The 15,661-nt window shown below is 40.9% G+C and carries 13 protein-coding genes; 7 read left to right on the plus strand and 6 right to left on the minus strand.

Annotated elements, in window-relative coordinates; translation table 11 throughout:
• The first annotated feature begins 31 nt into the window (after positions 1–31).
• On the plus strand, positions 32–721 hold the full coding sequence (locus tag JMW39_RS02950) for a DUF2059 domain-containing protein (RefSeq protein ID WP_201543680.1): 690 nt from the start codon (positions 32–34) through the stop codon (positions 719–721).
• A 133-nt stretch (positions 722–854) separates the two neighbouring features.
• Here the strand turns inward: JMW39_RS02950 and dps are convergent, their stop codons facing one another.
• The gene (gene dps, locus JMW39_RS02955; protein ID WP_201543682.1) at positions 855–1,352 is read right to left on the minus strand and encodes a DNA starvation/stationary phase protection protein Dps; all 498 of its coding nucleotides are present in this window, start codon (positions 1,350–1,352) and stop codon (positions 855–857) included.
• A 371-nt stretch (positions 1,353–1,723) separates the two neighbouring features.
• Here dps and uvrB point away from each other — a divergent pair, with 371 nt between their 5' ends.
• A complete protein-coding gene (gene uvrB / locus JMW39_RS02960; protein WP_201543684.1) occupies positions 1,724–3,835 on the plus strand; it encodes an excinuclease ABC subunit UvrB in 2,112 nt (703 codons plus the stop codon).
• 77 nt (positions 3,836–3,912) lie between these two features.
• Here uvrB and JMW39_RS02965 read toward each other — a convergent pair whose 3' ends face one another.
• Complete coding sequence (locus JMW39_RS02965; protein WP_201543686.1) at positions 3,913–4,467, minus strand: hypothetical protein; 555 nt, start codon at positions 4,465–4,467, stop codon at positions 3,913–3,915.
• A 435-nt stretch (positions 4,468–4,902) separates the two neighbouring features.
• Between JMW39_RS02965 and JMW39_RS02970 the strand changes: the two genes are divergently transcribed.
• Both JMW39_RS02970 and JMW39_RS02975 read left to right on the plus strand, forming a co-directional pair.
• Positions 4,903–5,979, plus strand: a complete 1,077-nt coding sequence (locus JMW39_RS02970) for a pyridoxal phosphate-dependent aminotransferase (protein ID WP_201543688.1) — start codon at positions 4,903–4,905, stop codon at positions 5,977–5,979.
• Between the two features lie 285 nt (positions 5,980–6,264).
• Positions 6,265–6,642: a hypothetical protein gene (locus JMW39_RS02975; protein ID WP_201543690.1), complete on the plus strand. Its 378-nt coding sequence runs from the start codon at positions 6,265–6,267 to the stop codon at positions 6,640–6,642.
• Positions 6,643–6,780: 138 nt separating this feature from the next.
• Here JMW39_RS02975 and JMW39_RS02980 read toward each other — a convergent pair whose 3' ends face one another.
• The 4 genes from JMW39_RS02980 to JMW39_RS02995 form a co-directional block, all read right to left on the minus strand.
• The gene (locus tag JMW39_RS02980; RefSeq protein WP_201543692.1) at positions 6,781–8,466 is read right to left on the minus strand and encodes an alkaline phosphatase D family protein; all 1,686 of its coding nucleotides are present in this window, start codon (positions 8,464–8,466) and stop codon (positions 6,781–6,783) included.
• Between the two features lie 146 nt (positions 8,467–8,612).
• On the minus strand, positions 8,613–8,999 hold the full coding sequence (locus JMW39_RS02985; RefSeq protein WP_201543694.1) for a hypothetical protein: 387 nt from the start codon (positions 8,997–8,999) through the stop codon (positions 8,613–8,615).
• A 164-nt stretch (positions 9,000–9,163) separates the two neighbouring features.
• Positions 9,164–10,207 (minus strand): lipoyl synthase, encoded by a 1,044-nt coding sequence (gene lipA, locus JMW39_RS02990; protein WP_201543696.1) that lies wholly within the window; start codon positions 10,205–10,207, stop codon positions 9,164–9,166.
• Positions 10,208–10,404: 197 nt separating this feature from the next.
• The gene (locus tag JMW39_RS02995) at positions 10,405–10,800 is read right to left on the minus strand and encodes a carboxymuconolactone decarboxylase family protein (protein WP_201543697.1); all 396 of its coding nucleotides are present in this window, start codon (positions 10,798–10,800) and stop codon (positions 10,405–10,407) included.
• A gap of 337 nt (positions 10,801–11,137) precedes the next feature.
• On the opposite strand from JMW39_RS02995, the gene acnB reads away from it, so the two are divergent.
• The 3 genes from acnB to kwaB all read left to right on the plus strand — a co-directional run bounded on the left by acnB (position 11,138) and on the right by kwaB (position 15,492).
• Positions 11,138–13,741: a bifunctional aconitate hydratase 2/2-methylisocitrate dehydratase gene (gene acnB / locus JMW39_RS03000; protein ID WP_201543698.1), complete on the plus strand. Its 2,604-nt coding sequence runs from the start codon at positions 11,138–11,140 to the stop codon at positions 13,739–13,741.
• A gap of 224 nt (positions 13,742–13,965) precedes the next feature.
• Positions 13,966–14,529 (plus strand): anti-phage protein KwaA, encoded by a 564-nt coding sequence (gene kwaA, locus JMW39_RS03005; RefSeq protein ID WP_201543699.1) that lies wholly within the window; start codon positions 13,966–13,968, stop codon positions 14,527–14,529.
• Positions 14,530–15,492, plus strand: a complete 963-nt coding sequence (gene kwaB, locus JMW39_RS03010) for an anti-phage protein KwaB (protein WP_201543700.1) — start codon at positions 14,530–14,532, stop codon at positions 15,490–15,492.
• Positions 15,493–15,661 lie beyond the last annotated feature (169 nt).

Genomic DNA, 15,661 nt, shown 5'->3' on the forward strand with positions numbered 1-15,661 from the left:
ATACTAAAAACTATAATAATGAGAGCCTAATATGAAACGTTTTAATAAGCCCACTATAAAAAAGTCGCGAAAGCATACCAGTGCCATAAACCCATTGCTCACCTTAGTAGTAACGACGCTTTTATCAGCGCCTATCGTCAATGCTAACGCAGAATTAATTGTCCATAGTGAGCCCAATACGGTTAATAACAACGCCAATAATATTGCCAATCAGAAAAATAATAAACAAGCACTGACTGATGTTTCTATTATCAAGCTTATGCAAGTGATGCATATTGACGAGCAAATCCAATCTATCGTCAATGGTCAACAGGCAGCTATCGATGCCATCAATATGCAAACGCAAAATCAGGCTCAAAACGCCAGTCAGCAAGTAAATGATAAGCCACTAAATAAGCGTCAACGTCAGCTGCAGGAGCAAATTCAAAGTGTCTTAGGCGAGTATGCTAAGATTATGAGCAATGGGATAGGCAATGCAACAGACGCGCAAACTTTGACGCAAGCTTATATCAGTGCGGCTAATACTTACTATACGCAATCGGAAGTTGATGCCCAAATCAAATTTTATGATACGGAAACGGGTCAAAGTATTCTCGCAAAACAGCCGCAAATTACGGCTGCTTTTTTACAGCAATCCCTACCTGAAGATACCAGTGAAACCGAAGCGCAACTAGGCGAACTGCTACCGCAGATGAAGCAAATCGTGAAAGGTATTTTTTAAGTTAGCTATTCTACCCTAGATTTTAACTGAGATATTTTTAAAGTCAGTCTAGAAAATAGAACGCATAAAAAAGGTCACCATCTAGGTGACCTTTTTCTATTTAGCAAATAAGTTAAGATTTTCTAATATAGACTTATTTTTTAGACGTATCTTTTTTAGGCGCATTGGCACCGATAAACCAAGCATCTTTATCGATGGTGCGGCTGACTTCCGTTAACAGGTCAGCGGTATCTTCATCGCCGGCATCACCAGCAGCATCAATCCCTTCACGCAAAGACGCAGCAATGGTTTTATAACGATTGGTCAGCTCACGAACATGCTGGTCAACATCAGTGATATCAGTCGGGTAAGTCTCTAAGATAGAGTCCTCAACGACACGCTTAGAGATACCATTGGCCTTACCACCAAGGATAACGATACGTTCAGCAACCGTATCATAAGCCTCCGTTAAACGCCCATAAGTGTCATCTAATAGCTGATGCACCCCAATAAAGCCAGTACCTTGCAAGTTCCAATGGCACTGCTTGCTGTCCATACTTAAATCAATCAGATTCGCTAAGTTAGCATTCAATAAGTCGATCATTTTCTTCGCAGTTGCGTCATCTATTCCACTTGCGTAACGTTCTCTCATGTTCTACTCCGTTATGTGTATTATTTTAATGAAAATTTCATTTGTTGTTATTGGTATTTTGCTGATGAGCTACTTGTTGATTCGTTATGAATAATAGCAGCTTAAATGAAGGTTGGAACCCTCAAGCGTTAGGCTTTATTAGGTGGTCGTGTAATAAGTTTGTTAATCATGAAAAGCTTTGTAAATTTAGCGGATGCTGTGTGCGTTTTTTATAACGAAGGTACTATTTATTCGTTAGAAATAGGGCCTGTGACCTCATGTCTAGGCGCTCGTATTGCAAGAGAAGATGGTAAGATAAAACCCTTAATTACCTTTAAAAACCCTAGCTTAGCCCCCACATTGTTATAAACCTTCAAAAGAAGAAAGCCATTATGCGAATGCCTGAACCGCGCTCGTCGCGTCAGTTAAACCAATTGGCCACTCAGCTACAAGGTGAAGCTGAAATTAGTGGTGTCAATGCGTCTGGTACGCAAATATCAAGTCGCGCCTTTGAAATGGTCACCGAATTTGAGCCCGCAGGCGATCAGCCGCAAGCCATTAAAAAACTGGTTAACGGTATTAATTCTGGCATGGATGAGCAGCTACTACTGGGTGTGACGGGCTCTGGTAAGACCTATACCATGGCAAAGGTTATCTCTGAGACTCAACGTCCTACCATTATCATGGCGCATAATAAGACGCTTGCCGCGCAGTTATATGGGGAGTTTAAATCGTTTTTTCCCAATAACGCGGTTGAGTATTTCGTCAGTTATTACGACTATTATCAGCCGGAAGCATATGTCGCAGCGAGCGATACCTTTATCGAAAAAGACAGTGCCATTAATGATCATATTGACCAAATGCGTCTTTCAGCCACGCGTGCTTTATTAGAGCGTCGAGATGCGATCATCGTCGCGTCGGTATCGTGCATCTATGGCTTGGGTGATCCAGAAAGTTATCTCAAAATGCTGCTGCATGTCGTCGTTGGTGACAAAATAGACCGCACTGCGACGATTAAGCGCTTGGTTGAAATGCAATATATGCGTAACGAGCTCGACTTTGGGCGTGGTACGTATCGTCTGCGCGGTGAGCTGTTGGATATTTATCCTGCTGAGTCTGAGCAGCTGGCGGTACGTGTGCATTTGTTTGATGATGAAGTCGAAAAAATTACATGGTTTGACCCTTTAACGGGCAAAACGGTGCGTACGGTGCCGCGTATTACTATTTATCCAAAATCACATTATGTGACGCCGCGTAATAAGTTAGAGGCGGCCAGTCATACGATTCGTGCGGAGCTTGAGCCACGTCTTGAGTATTTCCGCGACAATAATAAGTTGGTTGAAGCTCAGCGTCTTAAAGAGCGTACCCAGTATGATCTAGAGATGATTCAACAGCTAGGTTACTGTAACGGTATCGAAAACTACTCGCAGCATCTGTCTGGTCGTCCGTCAGGCGAGGCGCCTCCGACGCTGTTTGATTATATTCCAGAAGATGCGCTGCTATTCATTGATGAATCACACGTGACGGTATCGCAGATTGGCGCGATGTATAAAGGTGATAGATCGCGTAAAGAAAATTTGGTTAATTATGGTTTTCGTTTACCAAGTGCGATGAATAACCGCCCAATGAAGTTTGAAGAGTGGGAGCGTATCAAGCCTAAGACCATTTATGTGAGCGCAACGCCAGCGTTGTATGAACTTGAGCATAGCGAGCAAGTGGTCGAGCAAGTCGTGCGTCCAACGGGTCTGATTGATCCTGAGATTGAGATTCGTCCAGTATTAACGCAAGTCGATGATGTGCTGTCTGAGATTACTAAACGCCGTGAAAAAGATGAGCGGGTGCTAATCACTACCTTGACCAAGCGGATGTCAGAGGATTTAACCAGTTATCTCAAAGAATACGATGTCAAAGTCGCTTACCTACACTCGGATATTGATACCCTTGAGCGTATGCAGATTATCCATGAGCTACGTACGGGCGTACATGATGTGCTGGTTGGTATTAACTTGCTACGTGAAGGTCTTGATATGCCCGAAGTATCATTGGTCGCGATATTTGATGCCGATAAAGAGGGCTTTTTGCGTTCGGAACGTGCCTTGATTCAGACTATTGGTCGTGCTGCGCGTCATATTAATGGTAAAGCGATCCTTTATGCCGACCGTATTACCAACAGTATGCAAAAAGCGATTGATGAGACCGATCGTCGCCGTGAAAAGCAAGTGGCCTTTAACCTTGAGCATAACATCACGCCAACAGGCGCGCGCCGTAGTATCACCGATAAAATCGATACGGGCGATGACCATAATGCCAATGACAATCAAGTGATTCCTATCAAGAGTAATCTACCTGATGTCGATATTAGTATCTTACGCAGTCCTGATTTGCTCGCTAAAGAAATCAATCGTCTTGAGAAACTTATGAAGCAGATGTCGCGCGACTTAAAGTTTGAAGATGCAGCGAAAACGCGTGATAAAGTGTTGGAGTTAAAAGCGCATTTGATTTAGAAATTAAGATGTAGAATGTAAAAACAGTAAGGCGGGTTAACGATTAGTTAGCTCGCCTTTTTTACTTAATAATTATATTAAATCTGAGTAGAGTTTTTAATTAGTTCTTCTCTGAACTTACCTAGCTGTATTGTCCATTCACAGCACAAGTTATGAAGTTGGTGCGCTAATGGACGACAACATTCAGGAGTAAAGAATTCAGGATTTGTATATTCCAAAAAATTACCATGACAAAGATTGTGTCTTATCCGCACTATTTCCACATCGGTTTTATTTGGTTTTTTAGAGTTTAAATTGTCCAAAAATAGACTTTCTTCTGGGAAGGCTAGTGCTTCTATAGGCAGCCCATTATTTTGAGCTGCTAGTAACAAATTATTGCTTAAAGTAGGTATGTTATCAAGATTAGTCACTGTACAGGGTTTTTCAATTTGGGCCATAGTAATTCTGAGGGAAGCTTCAATGCCATTTATAAAGCTTGTGCAAGCTGGTAAATAAAGCTCAGCATCCAATGCTGAAAGTGCTTGGGTAAATAACCAGTGTACTTCAACGCCTAAATTATGGTGCAAGAAAAAAGACTTTCGTTCTTGTGCAATGCGTATTTCTTGCAAGTAAGACGCTTCTTCACTCATCATTTCATATGCTCCTTTAAGTACTCATATATTTCAGAGAATTCGTGTATGTATAATAAGTTATAGATAACATATGATGATCGTTATTGATTTGAGTTGATTATGCTATTGCTAACCTTTACTTCGACTCATAATCAAAAAAAGCTCTTTTATATAGCATAGATTAATAAAGGCTGTCTAGTATTTGAAGCCGCACCCGATATTTATGCAGAGAATAAAAAAGCTGAATGATCATAGATTGAGAGCATTGTCTTGTAACTTAAGTCTTATATTTTAGAGGTATATGTTAGGAGTAAAAGGTAGAGCTTTACCCATTAGAATTGATAACTAATAATTTGCCGTTAGATAACTTGTAATTATACCAAATGCCACTTAAGATAATATCAAGCAGCTGCATACGCTTTATTACTCACGGACGACTTAGGCGGATTATCTATCATGCATATAAATACCATTACCCATAATAAAACCAATGAATTACTAAGATTAGACTTCAATGAAAACTCCTTAGGCATGTCAGCTTCTGCCAAAGAAGCTATCCTTACTGCTTTAGATGGCGCTTCTCGTTATCCAGATAAGCAGCGCGCTAAATTAATGACCAAAGTAGCAGCTCTTAATGGTGTACCTGAAAAACAGGTCTTGTTGGGTAATGGCTCAATTGAGAGTATCAGAGCTGTCGTACAAATGCTGCATGATAAAGCCTTGAAGACAGACGTAGGGTTTCAGTTAGTCATTCCAGACCCAACCTTTGGCTGTGCAGAGCTGTATGCAATCTCTCTTGGCGTACCAGTGGTCAAAGTACCATTAACTCTCGATGACTATGATTTAGACTTTGACAATCTACAAAAAGCTGCCGCTGCGTTTGACGGTATTAGCTTATTTTATCTGTGCAACCCTAACAATCCCACGGCAATTATTACTGCGACGGATACGCTCAAAGCTTGGATAAAAAATGCCCCAAAGAACCATTATTTCTTATTGGATGAAGCCTACTTTGGGTATGTCATAGACCCAAGTTTTGAGAGTGGCGTTGATTGGGTAAAGCAGGGGCTATCTGATAACCTGATTGTCGTTCGTACTTTCTCAAAACTATTTGGACTTGCAGGTCTACGCGTTGGCTATGCGATTGCAAGTCCGCAGCTTATTGCAGAAATTGGGCATTTAATGTCTACGGATAATATCAACATCTCAGGTGCCGTCGCTGCAATCGCAACGCTCGAAGATGAAACTTTTTTAGCGCACAGTTTACAAACCACCAATCAAGCAAGGCACATGATGGAGACGGCGCTCGATAAGCTAGGACTGCGTTATTTGCCCTCGCAGACCAATTTTATTTTTTATGAAGTAAATGGCGATGTGCAAATATACATAGATAGAATGAAGGAGCATGGCATCGCGGTCGGTCGTGAGTTTCCTTCTATCCCAGGTTTCAATCGTATTACCCTCGGTACACCCGAAGAGATGATGGTGGTTATCGATACGTTGCAGTTATTTCGTGAGAAAGGCTGGGTGTGAATAAGCTTAATCGTATGGTTTAATTAATTCAAAGATGAATGGCTTAGATGGCATCTTTCCTTTTTTATTTTTCCAATCATTTTTATAGCCTATAGATAGAACGAGCACGCAATTTTTACCAACATCAAACGCAGTTTTACATATTCTGTCTTAAAAATCAGCCGCCCAGCTTATAGAATAGGTTAATAAAGCACGATCTATTAATCTTAAAAATAAGTGCTAGACCAAGATCATAAAAATAGGCGTGCTAAAGGTTTTTAAAATTTTAAGACAAAGGGTGTATATATGTTTGATATCAAATCTTTTTTTAAGAGAGAGGTAGAAAAAAAGCTCATGGATGTGGATGATTATATCTTTATGCCTGAGCGTGTAGAGATGGAGTTAGAAGGCGGTCTATTAAACTGTGTACTCAACAGTGACGGTCGTGTCGATATTTTTTATACTAAGCAAGGCGTGACAGAAGTGAGCTCAGCATCGCGTAAGCATCCTTTTACAGCGTTTGAGACCGAGTTATATCATGGCGTTTATGATGATGTTATCCATGCCTTGGTTAAAGAAGTAGATAAGATAATTGACGGCTCTTCCAAGTATTTTCATCGTAGTAAAATATTGCCAACGACCGCTTCTTTACCTATTAGTCCATCGCCTAATAGTAAATTATAAGTTGACTCGTCATAAGGCGTCAGCATTTTATAGAGACTATTAATAATAAAATGAGCAATAAAAAAGGGTAAATCATATATGATTTACCCTTTTTTATTGGCTTATATTTTTTTCACATTGAGTGTGTAAAATATGGTGTTAAGCGCCACTTAAAACGTCAGACTTTTTCACTGCCATAGATTTATCAGCAGCAGATAGGGCAGCGACATTGGTAAGCGGGCGAGATTGACTACCGTCAATCAAGTGGTTAGTCTGTGTTTGAGTAACTAAACTTTTTGCAAATCTAACGCTATCATTACGCTTTTTTAAGGTCTCGGTATAATACCACTCACATTGTAAAGCCTGTTCGTTAATGTCCAATAACATATAACCGTGATCGGTTTGGTTATTGAATTTTTGATGTGGATTTTCTTCTACTCCTGCGCCACTTTCTGGAAAGGCTAGAGAAGTTAGGGCAGGACAGACAAATTCTACTGCTAATGAGCCTTTGCCAGTCGCTGGATTGTAGCTATTGGTATCAAAAGGATTTTGACAAACATCAAAAGCAAATGAGGCATGATAGTCGCCGGTTAAGACCACCGTATTATCGATACTATTTTCTTCGATGAAATCTAATAAACGTGTACGCGCACTGGCATAACCATTCCAAATATCCCCAGAATTGGTTGCAGAAGACCCTTTAAATGGCGCTAAAATAACTTGTTGCCCGAGTATTTGCCACGTTGCCTGACGACGTTTACCCTCCATCATCTTTAAATAAAGCCAGTTTTCTTGTTCAAGACCTAATAATTGGCGTTCAGGCTCATTACTGGCTTTGGCATCAAGCTTTTCGCGACCAAATATCCGGGTGTCTAACATGTTTAAATCAAACAATTTACCAAATTCAAAACGTCGATAAATACGTAATTGACTGTCTAGCTCGTTACTGCTGTCGTCGCGGATAGGCATCCATTCATGATAGGCGCGCACGGCGGACATTTTGCGTTCTATATAGCTACCTTTACTCTCAGTATGAAAACCTGCGCCACCTTTCCATGAATTATCCGCTATTTCGTGATCATCCCAAACGGCGATAAACGGATGCTGGCGATGGCATTCTTGTAAGTCGATATCGATACGGTAGCAAGCATAACGGCGACGATAATCGTCTAAGCTAATGATTTCATTTTTGGGTTCTAAAGGGCGCTCTTCTTTTAAATCGTTATCGCGATAAAAGCCTTCTGGGTACTCATAGATATAATCGCCTAAATGTATGACGGCAGAGATATCAGCTTGCTTGGCGATATTGGCATAGCCGTTAAAGTAACCAAAACCATAGTTCGAGCAGGAAACTACTGCTAAGCGCACGCGATCGACTTCGTTTGCTGGCAGGTCTTGATGCGGTATAGTTCGTGTGCGACCGATAGGAGAGAGATAGCCCAATGCTTCAAAAGCATAATAATACGTGGTATTGGGTTGCAGGTTTTTAGGGTCGACTTTTACGGTAAAGTCAGATTGCGCTGTCGATATTGCGCGACCTTGAGCGACGATATTTTTAAGCGCTTGGTCTGTTGCCACCGTATAAGCAACAGGGATGCTAGAGGCCTCGATACTACCGTCGTTGGTAATCCGTGTCCATAGTATCACGCGATCATGCAGCGGATCACCACTGGCAATACCATGTACGAAAGGTGCTGCACCTTGATAACCCAAGTCATCTAAATCATCGAGGCTATTTGGCAGTTTAACGTTATCGTCATCTGACGAACAAGCGCTGAGCTGCGTGAGTAGAGTACCAGCTACCGTTACCTGACCCCCCAGTTTTATAAATGCACGTCTTTTCATCAGTCATCCTTGATATGAGTTAAAGATAAATTCCATTTATCATTCGTAATATTAAGTAATCTATATGAATAGGCTGGGTTTAGCAATCGCCAACCCAGCCTATTTCGTAAACATGAAAATCTTTAATAGCGAGCTTAATAAGCAGCCTATTTAACGATACTGCCGTAACAGCTTTGTAGGGTTTTTGCCACAACTCTAGTAACGAGCTGTGTACGATAGCTGGCGTCTATCGCCGCATTGCCGAGCTCGACGATAGTTACTTGCTGCGGCGCTTGCTCACTGACGCAGCCACAAACTCTCCCTTTTACTTCTTCCTCTTGGGCATCCGTCATCGCGACACTGGCAATACGCCACGCGTTTTGTTTTTCGATCTGACTGCGGCATTGGTTATCAATCGCAGCTTTAAAGATATTCATTCCAATCTCGTTTGCCGAACCAATTGCCGTGCCAGCATTGGTATTGATATCATTGGTGGCACAGCCAGCCAGCGCAAATGTAGCAAGCATGATGGTTGAAGCAAATAGTTTGTTCATAAGTTTTCCTTACTGTTTATCAGTATTAGTTTGAGTATCGTTATTGGTATCAGTGGCGGTTTTATTTTACAGATTTTTAAGACTATAACTGCAAAGGTAAAAAATCAACACAAAAAAAGAGACCATGATAGGTCTCTTTTTTATATTAATAAAGGTTTTAAAATCTAGCAGCCAAGCTTACCTTCCGCTTCTAACGCCTTTTTGCTACGAATTGGTGCTGGGCAATCTTCACCATAGTATTGGCGGTCAGCAAAGTAGCTTGAGCGTACCATCGGTCCTGCCCAGATGCTAAAGAAACCAATTTTTTTGCCATAGTCCATATAACGCTGAAACTCATCTGGATGCACATAACGATCGACTGGCGCATGATCTTTACTAGGTTGTAGATACTGTCCAACCGTAATCATATCAACATTATGTGCTTTTAAATCATCAAGCAGCGCATAGATTTCTTCTTCAGTTTCACCCAATCCAACCATAAAACCGCACTTGGTAGCGATATCAGGGCGACGCTCTTTATAGAGCTTGAGCAAGTCTAGTGAATGCTGATAGTCAGAACCTGGACGGAAAGCTTTATATAAACGCGGCACCGTCTCAATGTTATGGTTGAACACATCGGGCGGCGTTTCCGTTAGCAAGTCTAAGGCAACTTCCATACGACCACGGAAATCTGGCACCAAAATCTCGATTAAGCAATTTGGGCTTAGCGCGCGAGATTCGTTCAAGACTTCAACGAAATGAGCGGCTCCACCATCTTTTAAATCATCGCGGTCTACTGATGTAATGACAGCATACTTCAGACCCAAGCCTTGAATGGTCTCAGCGGTATGGCGTGGTTCGTCTTTATCTAATTCATTCGGACGACCATGACCAACATCGCAGAACGGGCAGCGACGGGTACAGATATCACCCATAATCATAAAGGTCGCCGTACCATCGGCAAAGCACTGCGGCAGGTTAGGGCAGGCAGCTTCTTCACAGACGGTATAAAGCTTTTGCTCACGCAGCGTGGCTTTGATACGCGCCACTTCAGCAGGTGACGACATTTTGACCCGAATCCAATCAGGCTTTTTCTTTGCCTCGACCGTCGGAATCACTTTAATTGGGATGCGCGCGACCTTGTCGTAGCCACGTAGCTTTTCGCCTTGGATGGCTTTTTTTGGCTTTGCACGGGCAGCGGGGACGTGGGTTTGTACGGCGTTTGTCATAATCAAATGTTCTCTTAACCCTTGATAGTATAAGGGTTTATGGCATTATTAGAATGTTTTATGAATGAAACTATTATAGCAGATAATGAGTCAAGGTTTTTTAGGCAATCTTGTTAAGATAACTAAGAAAGCTACTAGGAATAAATAAGGTTTTTATAAATAATAAGACTACTACGAAGCTCACCTTTACCCTAGTTTTATTTATTGATATCAATATCCATGTCATTTAGTACGTCTATGGCAGCGCGAAACGCTTCTTGGGTGGCAGGTGCGCCGCAATAAGGCAGGCTATGCATCAATACTTCTTGGATTTCAGCGACGCTGGCACCATTATTAATTGCCCCACGGATATGACCTTTTAGCTCACCCGGACTTTTTTGTGCAATTAAAAAAGCCATGGTAATCAATGAGCGATATTTGCGTGGCAGTATGGCGTCATCTTGCCATGTGCTGCCCCAAGCGTGTTCGATAATCCAGTCTTGCAAAGGTTGAGTGAATGGCGTCGCTGAGTCAAGCGAGCGTTTGACATGCGCCTCGCCCATCACTTCGGTACGAACTTTTAGACCGTTTTTATAATTGGCATTATCGTCCATCTTATTATCCTTAATATTTACGGGTAAATTCTATTTTATCAAGTCATATATACAAAAACTTGCTGATGAAATCCATCTGATAATTTCTTATAGGATAAGAGTATAGCAGGCACGCGGTTTTTATTTAACCGCGTCAATCATATTGGTTATGGCACTATTTTTATAATAAATGTCCAATATGGCCTTATTCTGCGCCTTTTCGCGGCTCAGCCATTAACATTTTGAGCGTTTTGAGCTATGATTGCACGGATAATTATTCAATGCAGTACATCGATGTAGGCTGTCATCCTGACTACTCACGTGATGTACTGGTCACCAACCGACGAGGACGACTATTGTGTTAGAAGCTTATCGTAAACATGTCGCAGAACGTGCTGAGCTAGGGACTGTACCACTTCCACTAAATGAGAAGCAGGTAGCAGAATTGGTGGAGCTACTGAAAAACCCACCAGCGGGCGAAGATGCGTTCTTAATGGACTTGCTTGAAAACCGTATTCCTGCCGGTGTTGACCAAGCCGCTTATGTTAAAGCAGCATTTTTAGCCGCTATCGTTAAAGGCGAAGCGACTTCAGCACTTATCAGCAAGAAAAAAGCCGTTGAAATTTTAGGCACTATGCAAGGTGGTTATAACGTTCAGCCATTAGTTGCAGCATTAGACGACGCGGAAGTCGCGCAAGAAGCTGCTGATGCGTTGAAAAAAACCTTACTCGTATTTGACGCGTTCAATGACGTGACTGAAAAAGCGGAAGCGGGCAATACCATCGCTAAAGAAGTGGTTCAGTCTTGGGCAGATGCAGAGTGGTTCTTGAGCCGTGATGCTGTACCAGCAAAGACCACTTATACGACGTTTAAGATCACTGGCGAAACCAATACCGATGATTTGTCTCCTGCGCAAGATGCGTGGAGCCGTCCTGATATCCCATTACATTCATTAGCCATGCATAAAAACTCTCGCGACGGCATTACTGCTGACGTTGAGGGTGAAATTGGTCCAATGAAACAAATCGAAGCACTAAAACAAAAAGGTCATCCATTAGCCTATGTTGGCGACGTGGTAGGAACTGGTTCTAGCCGTAAATCTGCGACCAACTCAGTACTGTGGTTGATGGGCGATGATATTCCTAACGTGCCGAACAAACGTGGTGGCGGTCTAGTACTTGGTAACAATATCGCTCCTATCTTCTTTAATACTATGGAAGATTCTGGCGCATTACCAATCGAAAAAGTAGCGGTTGATAACCTAAATATGGGTGATGTGTTTGATATCTATCCGTATGATGGCAAAATCACCAAGCATGACTCTGATGAAGTACTATCAACCTTTAAGCTAAACTCGCCAACATTGCTTGACGAAGTTCGTGCTGGTGGCCGTATTCCATTAATCGTTGGTCGTGGTTTGACTAACCGTGCCCGTGAATATATGGGTCTTGGTCATTCAGACGTATTTGCTAAGCCAGAAGAGCCAGCTGATACTGGTAAAGGCTTTACACTAGCGCAAAAAATGGTTGGTAAAGCGTGTGGTCTAGCAGGCGTGCGCCCTGGTATGTACTGCGAACCAAAAATCACTACGGTCGGTAGTCAAGATACCACTGGTCCAATGACCCGTGATGAGCTAAAAGACTTGGCTTGCTTAGGTTTCCAAGCAGACTTAGTGATGCAGTCATTCTGTCATACGGCTGCTTACCCAAAGCCAGTTGATATCGAAACTCAGCATACACTTCCTGACTTTATCATGAACCGTGGCGGCGTCAGCTTACGTCCAGGCGATGGTATTATTCACTCATGGTTAAACCGCATGCTCCTTCCAGATACCGTTGGTACTGGTGGTGACTCGCATACCCGTTTCCCAATTGGTATCTCATTCCCAGCGGGTTCTGGTCTAGTCGCTTTTGCTGCTGCGACTGGTGTTATGCCACTTGATATGCCTGAATCGGTTCGTGTACGCTTCGTTGGCGAACGTCAACCTGGTATCACGCTACGTGACCTAGTGCATGCAATTCCTTACCAAGCGATTAAAGAAGGTCTGTTAACCGTTGACAAGAAAGGTAAAATCAACGAGTTTAACGGTCGTATTCTTGAAATCGAAGGTCTAGAAGATTTAACCGCTGAACAAGCGTTTGAATTGTCTGATGCCTCAGCTGAGCGTAGTGCTGCTGGTTGTACCATCACGCTATCTGAAGCGTCAGTGACTGAGTATCTAACGTCAAACATCACCTTGCTTAAGTGGATGATTTCAGAAGGTTATGGCGATGCACGTACCATTAGTCGCCGTATTGAGCAAATGCAAGAGTGGCTTGCTAATCCAAGCCTGATGCGTGCTGACGAAGATGCAGAATATGCTATTGACATGACCATCAATATGTCTGATATCAAAGAGCCGATTCTTTGCTGTCCGAACGATCCAGACGATGCTAAAACGCTAGCTGACGTGGCTGGCGACACCATTGATGAAGTATTCATTGGTTCATGTATGACTAATATTGGTCATTTCCGTGCAGCCGGTAAACTGCTACAAGACGTACCAGCGGGTAGCTTGAAAACTCGTCTATGGATTGCGCCACCAACTAAAATGGATGCGCGTCAGTTGATGGAAGAAGGTTACTACAACATCTATGCACAAGCCGGCGCTCGTACTGAAATGCCAGGTTGTTCATTATGCATGGGTAACCAAGCGCGTATCGCGCCGAACTCTACGGCCGTTTCGACGTCTACTCGTAACTTCCCGAACCGTCTCGGTCAAGGTGCTAACGTTTATCTAGCATCTGCTGAACTGGCTTCTGTTGCTGCGGTACTTGGTAAACTACCAACTAACGAAGAGTATCAGCAGTATGCTGGTATGCTTGATAGCATGGGCGAAGAGGTTTATCAATATATGAACTTCGACCGTATGGAAACCTATACTGAAGAAGCGGATAAAATTAACGTTGCTCAGTTGACCTAATTTTGGTTAAAGCTTAATGTAAAATTTTTAAGTTTTAATAATCTTATTTAAATAGAAACCCCGTATCATTATGATGCGGGGTTTTTTACTTTCAAAACAAAAATATATCAATTAACAAGTTTGCTAATAACACGACGCTGTATGTCGCTATATCTTGTTAATGATCAACTTTATAATTTTCTTTTCTATACAATAGACTTAATATCTCAGCATAGGAGAACGTAATGAAAAAATATGAATTATATTTGATATCATTATCGATGCTATTTTTGTTTGTACTTTTCTTAACATTCCCATCTTGTTGGGGTGCAAACTGTCAATTGATCGGATTAAAGGATTTATTTCCTGTCTATATTTTCTGGTTAGTTAACTTAATATTGTTCCTATATTCTGTGCTTCTAGTATTAAAGTTAAATAACAAACTAAAGGCTAATAATCATACTCCATTTAATGTCAAGTCAGTTAAAAACGATAGCTATGAGCATTTGGTTTTTTTAGTTACTTATATAGTGCCATTAGTGGCATTTGATTTTGATAATTATAGATATCAAATGCTCTTTGTAACTTTAATTTTAGTAATAGGTTATATGTATGCTAAGACCGATATGTATTTCTCTAATCCTTCACTAGCTATACTGGGTTATTCTATCTATAAAGTAGAAGCTGGATTCAGAGGTAACGAAACTAAGTTGATCACTGTACTATCTAAAGATAGTATAATTAATGGGGATGAGGTATCTTATATTAAAATTAGCAATCACGTATATATTGGCAAGGTGATATATTAAATGGAAAATAACTATAATTTGAATGATTTACAGGAAAAAATTAATGATATTTTCTCTGATACAACTTGTGTGTTAAATATATACGCTATTATAAAATCGGAAGAAGTTTTTGAGATTAAAAGAGTTAGTTTTGATGGTGAACTTACTGAACAACTTAAAACCTATATGGAGCAATCATTAAAGAATAGTAGCCTGTATGGAAGAGAGACTACTTTAATGAATCTTTCTGAATGTGATGCTAGAAGAGATATTGTTTGTAAGCTTGATATGGAAATCGGTGGAGAGTTAGGTTCATTTGTTGAATTGAACGATAATCATGGAGATCCATACGATAAGTTTGATTTAGATGATGATTTGAGTAAGCTATGCGCTTTGGTCATAGATATCGGTAATTCTACAAACCAAATACAAATTTATAATCACATTTATCCGATGGAGATTCTAGGTAAAAATAAATTTATTTTTAGGTTGTTTGATAACAGACTTACCAAAGTTGATAGTCCTTTACTTTTGATTAACAGTAGTTTTCAGGCTATACAAGTTAATGGAAGTATAGTTATAACTAATATGAAGTTTATTGAAAAGCATGCAGGGTATCATCGTGTCGTTAAAGAAAAAGCCATGCTTTCATGTACTACACTGAGAGATTTTGGATGTATCGAAAATATTGAGTGTTATGAAGAGCTTATAGAAACTGATATTTCTTTCGCTAGAAAACTAAGTAAAATCTCTGCTAATTCACCTGTGATTCAAAAAAACGTACCACACTCAGCTATTATAAATTTTTGTAAAACATATCCTTCATTAGTAGGTCGAATAATATTTAATGCTGATGAAACTAAAATACTCTTAACTACTAGAGTCTCTAAAGATCTAATCTTAAAAGTATTTTTGGATGATAATCTTACATCTGAATTAACTCAAGCTCATTATGAAAGTCATGCTAAGGATAGCGTAGATTAATTGTATTTTAGTAACTTACAAAAAGTTTCGCATCATGATGAAGAGTGTTTTTGCAAATAGACTAACTGGTTTCTCTCATTATCTTATGTATAATATAAGGGCAGGCGGAAACCGTGGCTCTGCAATTCATTCATCTTTTTTCTATCTCGGGACGGACCGATACTTTTCT

The organism is Psychrobacter immobilis, assembly GCF_904846175.1.
Lineage (GTDB): Bacteria > Pseudomonadota > Gammaproteobacteria > Pseudomonadales > Moraxellaceae > Psychrobacter > Psychrobacter immobilis_E.

Coding starts and splice junctions, on each gene's coding strand:
- JMW39_RS02950 (WP_201543680.1), top strand. CDS start 32: ATGAAACGTTTTAATAAGCCCACTATAAAAAAGTCGCGAAAGCATACC.
- dps (WP_201543682.1), bottom strand. CDS start 1,352: ATGAGAGAACGTTACGCAAGTGGAATAGATGACGCAACTGCGAAGAAA.
- uvrB (WP_201543684.1), top strand. CDS start 1,724: ATGCGAATGCCTGAACCGCGCTCGTCGCGTCAGTTAAACCAATTGGCC.
- JMW39_RS02965 (WP_201543686.1), bottom strand. CDS start 4,467: ATGATGAGTGAAGAAGCGTCTTACTTGCAAGAAATACGCATTGCACAA.
- JMW39_RS02970 (WP_201543688.1), top strand. CDS start 4,903: ATGCATATAAATACCATTACCCATAATAAAACCAATGAATTACTAAGA.
- JMW39_RS02975 (WP_201543690.1), top strand. CDS start 6,265: ATGTTTGATATCAAATCTTTTTTTAAGAGAGAGGTAGAAAAAAAGCTC.
- JMW39_RS02980 (WP_201543692.1), bottom strand. CDS start 8,466: ATGAAAAGACGTGCATTTATAAAACTGGGGGGTCAGGTAACGGTAGCT.
- JMW39_RS02985 (WP_201543694.1), bottom strand. CDS start 8,999: ATGAACAAACTATTTGCTTCAACCATCATGCTTGCTACATTTGCGCTG.
- lipA (WP_201543696.1), bottom strand. CDS start 10,207: ATGACAAACGCCGTACAAACCCACGTCCCCGCTGCCCGTGCAAAGCCA.
- JMW39_RS02995 (WP_201543697.1), bottom strand. CDS start 10,800: ATGGACGATAATGCCAATTATAAAAACGGTCTAAAAGTTCGTACCGAA.
- kwaA (WP_201543699.1), top strand. CDS start 13,966: ATGAAAAAATATGAATTATATTTGATATCATTATCGATGCTATTTTTG.
- kwaB (WP_201543700.1), top strand. CDS start 14,530: ATGGAAAATAACTATAATTTGAATGATTTACAGGAAAAAATTAATGAT.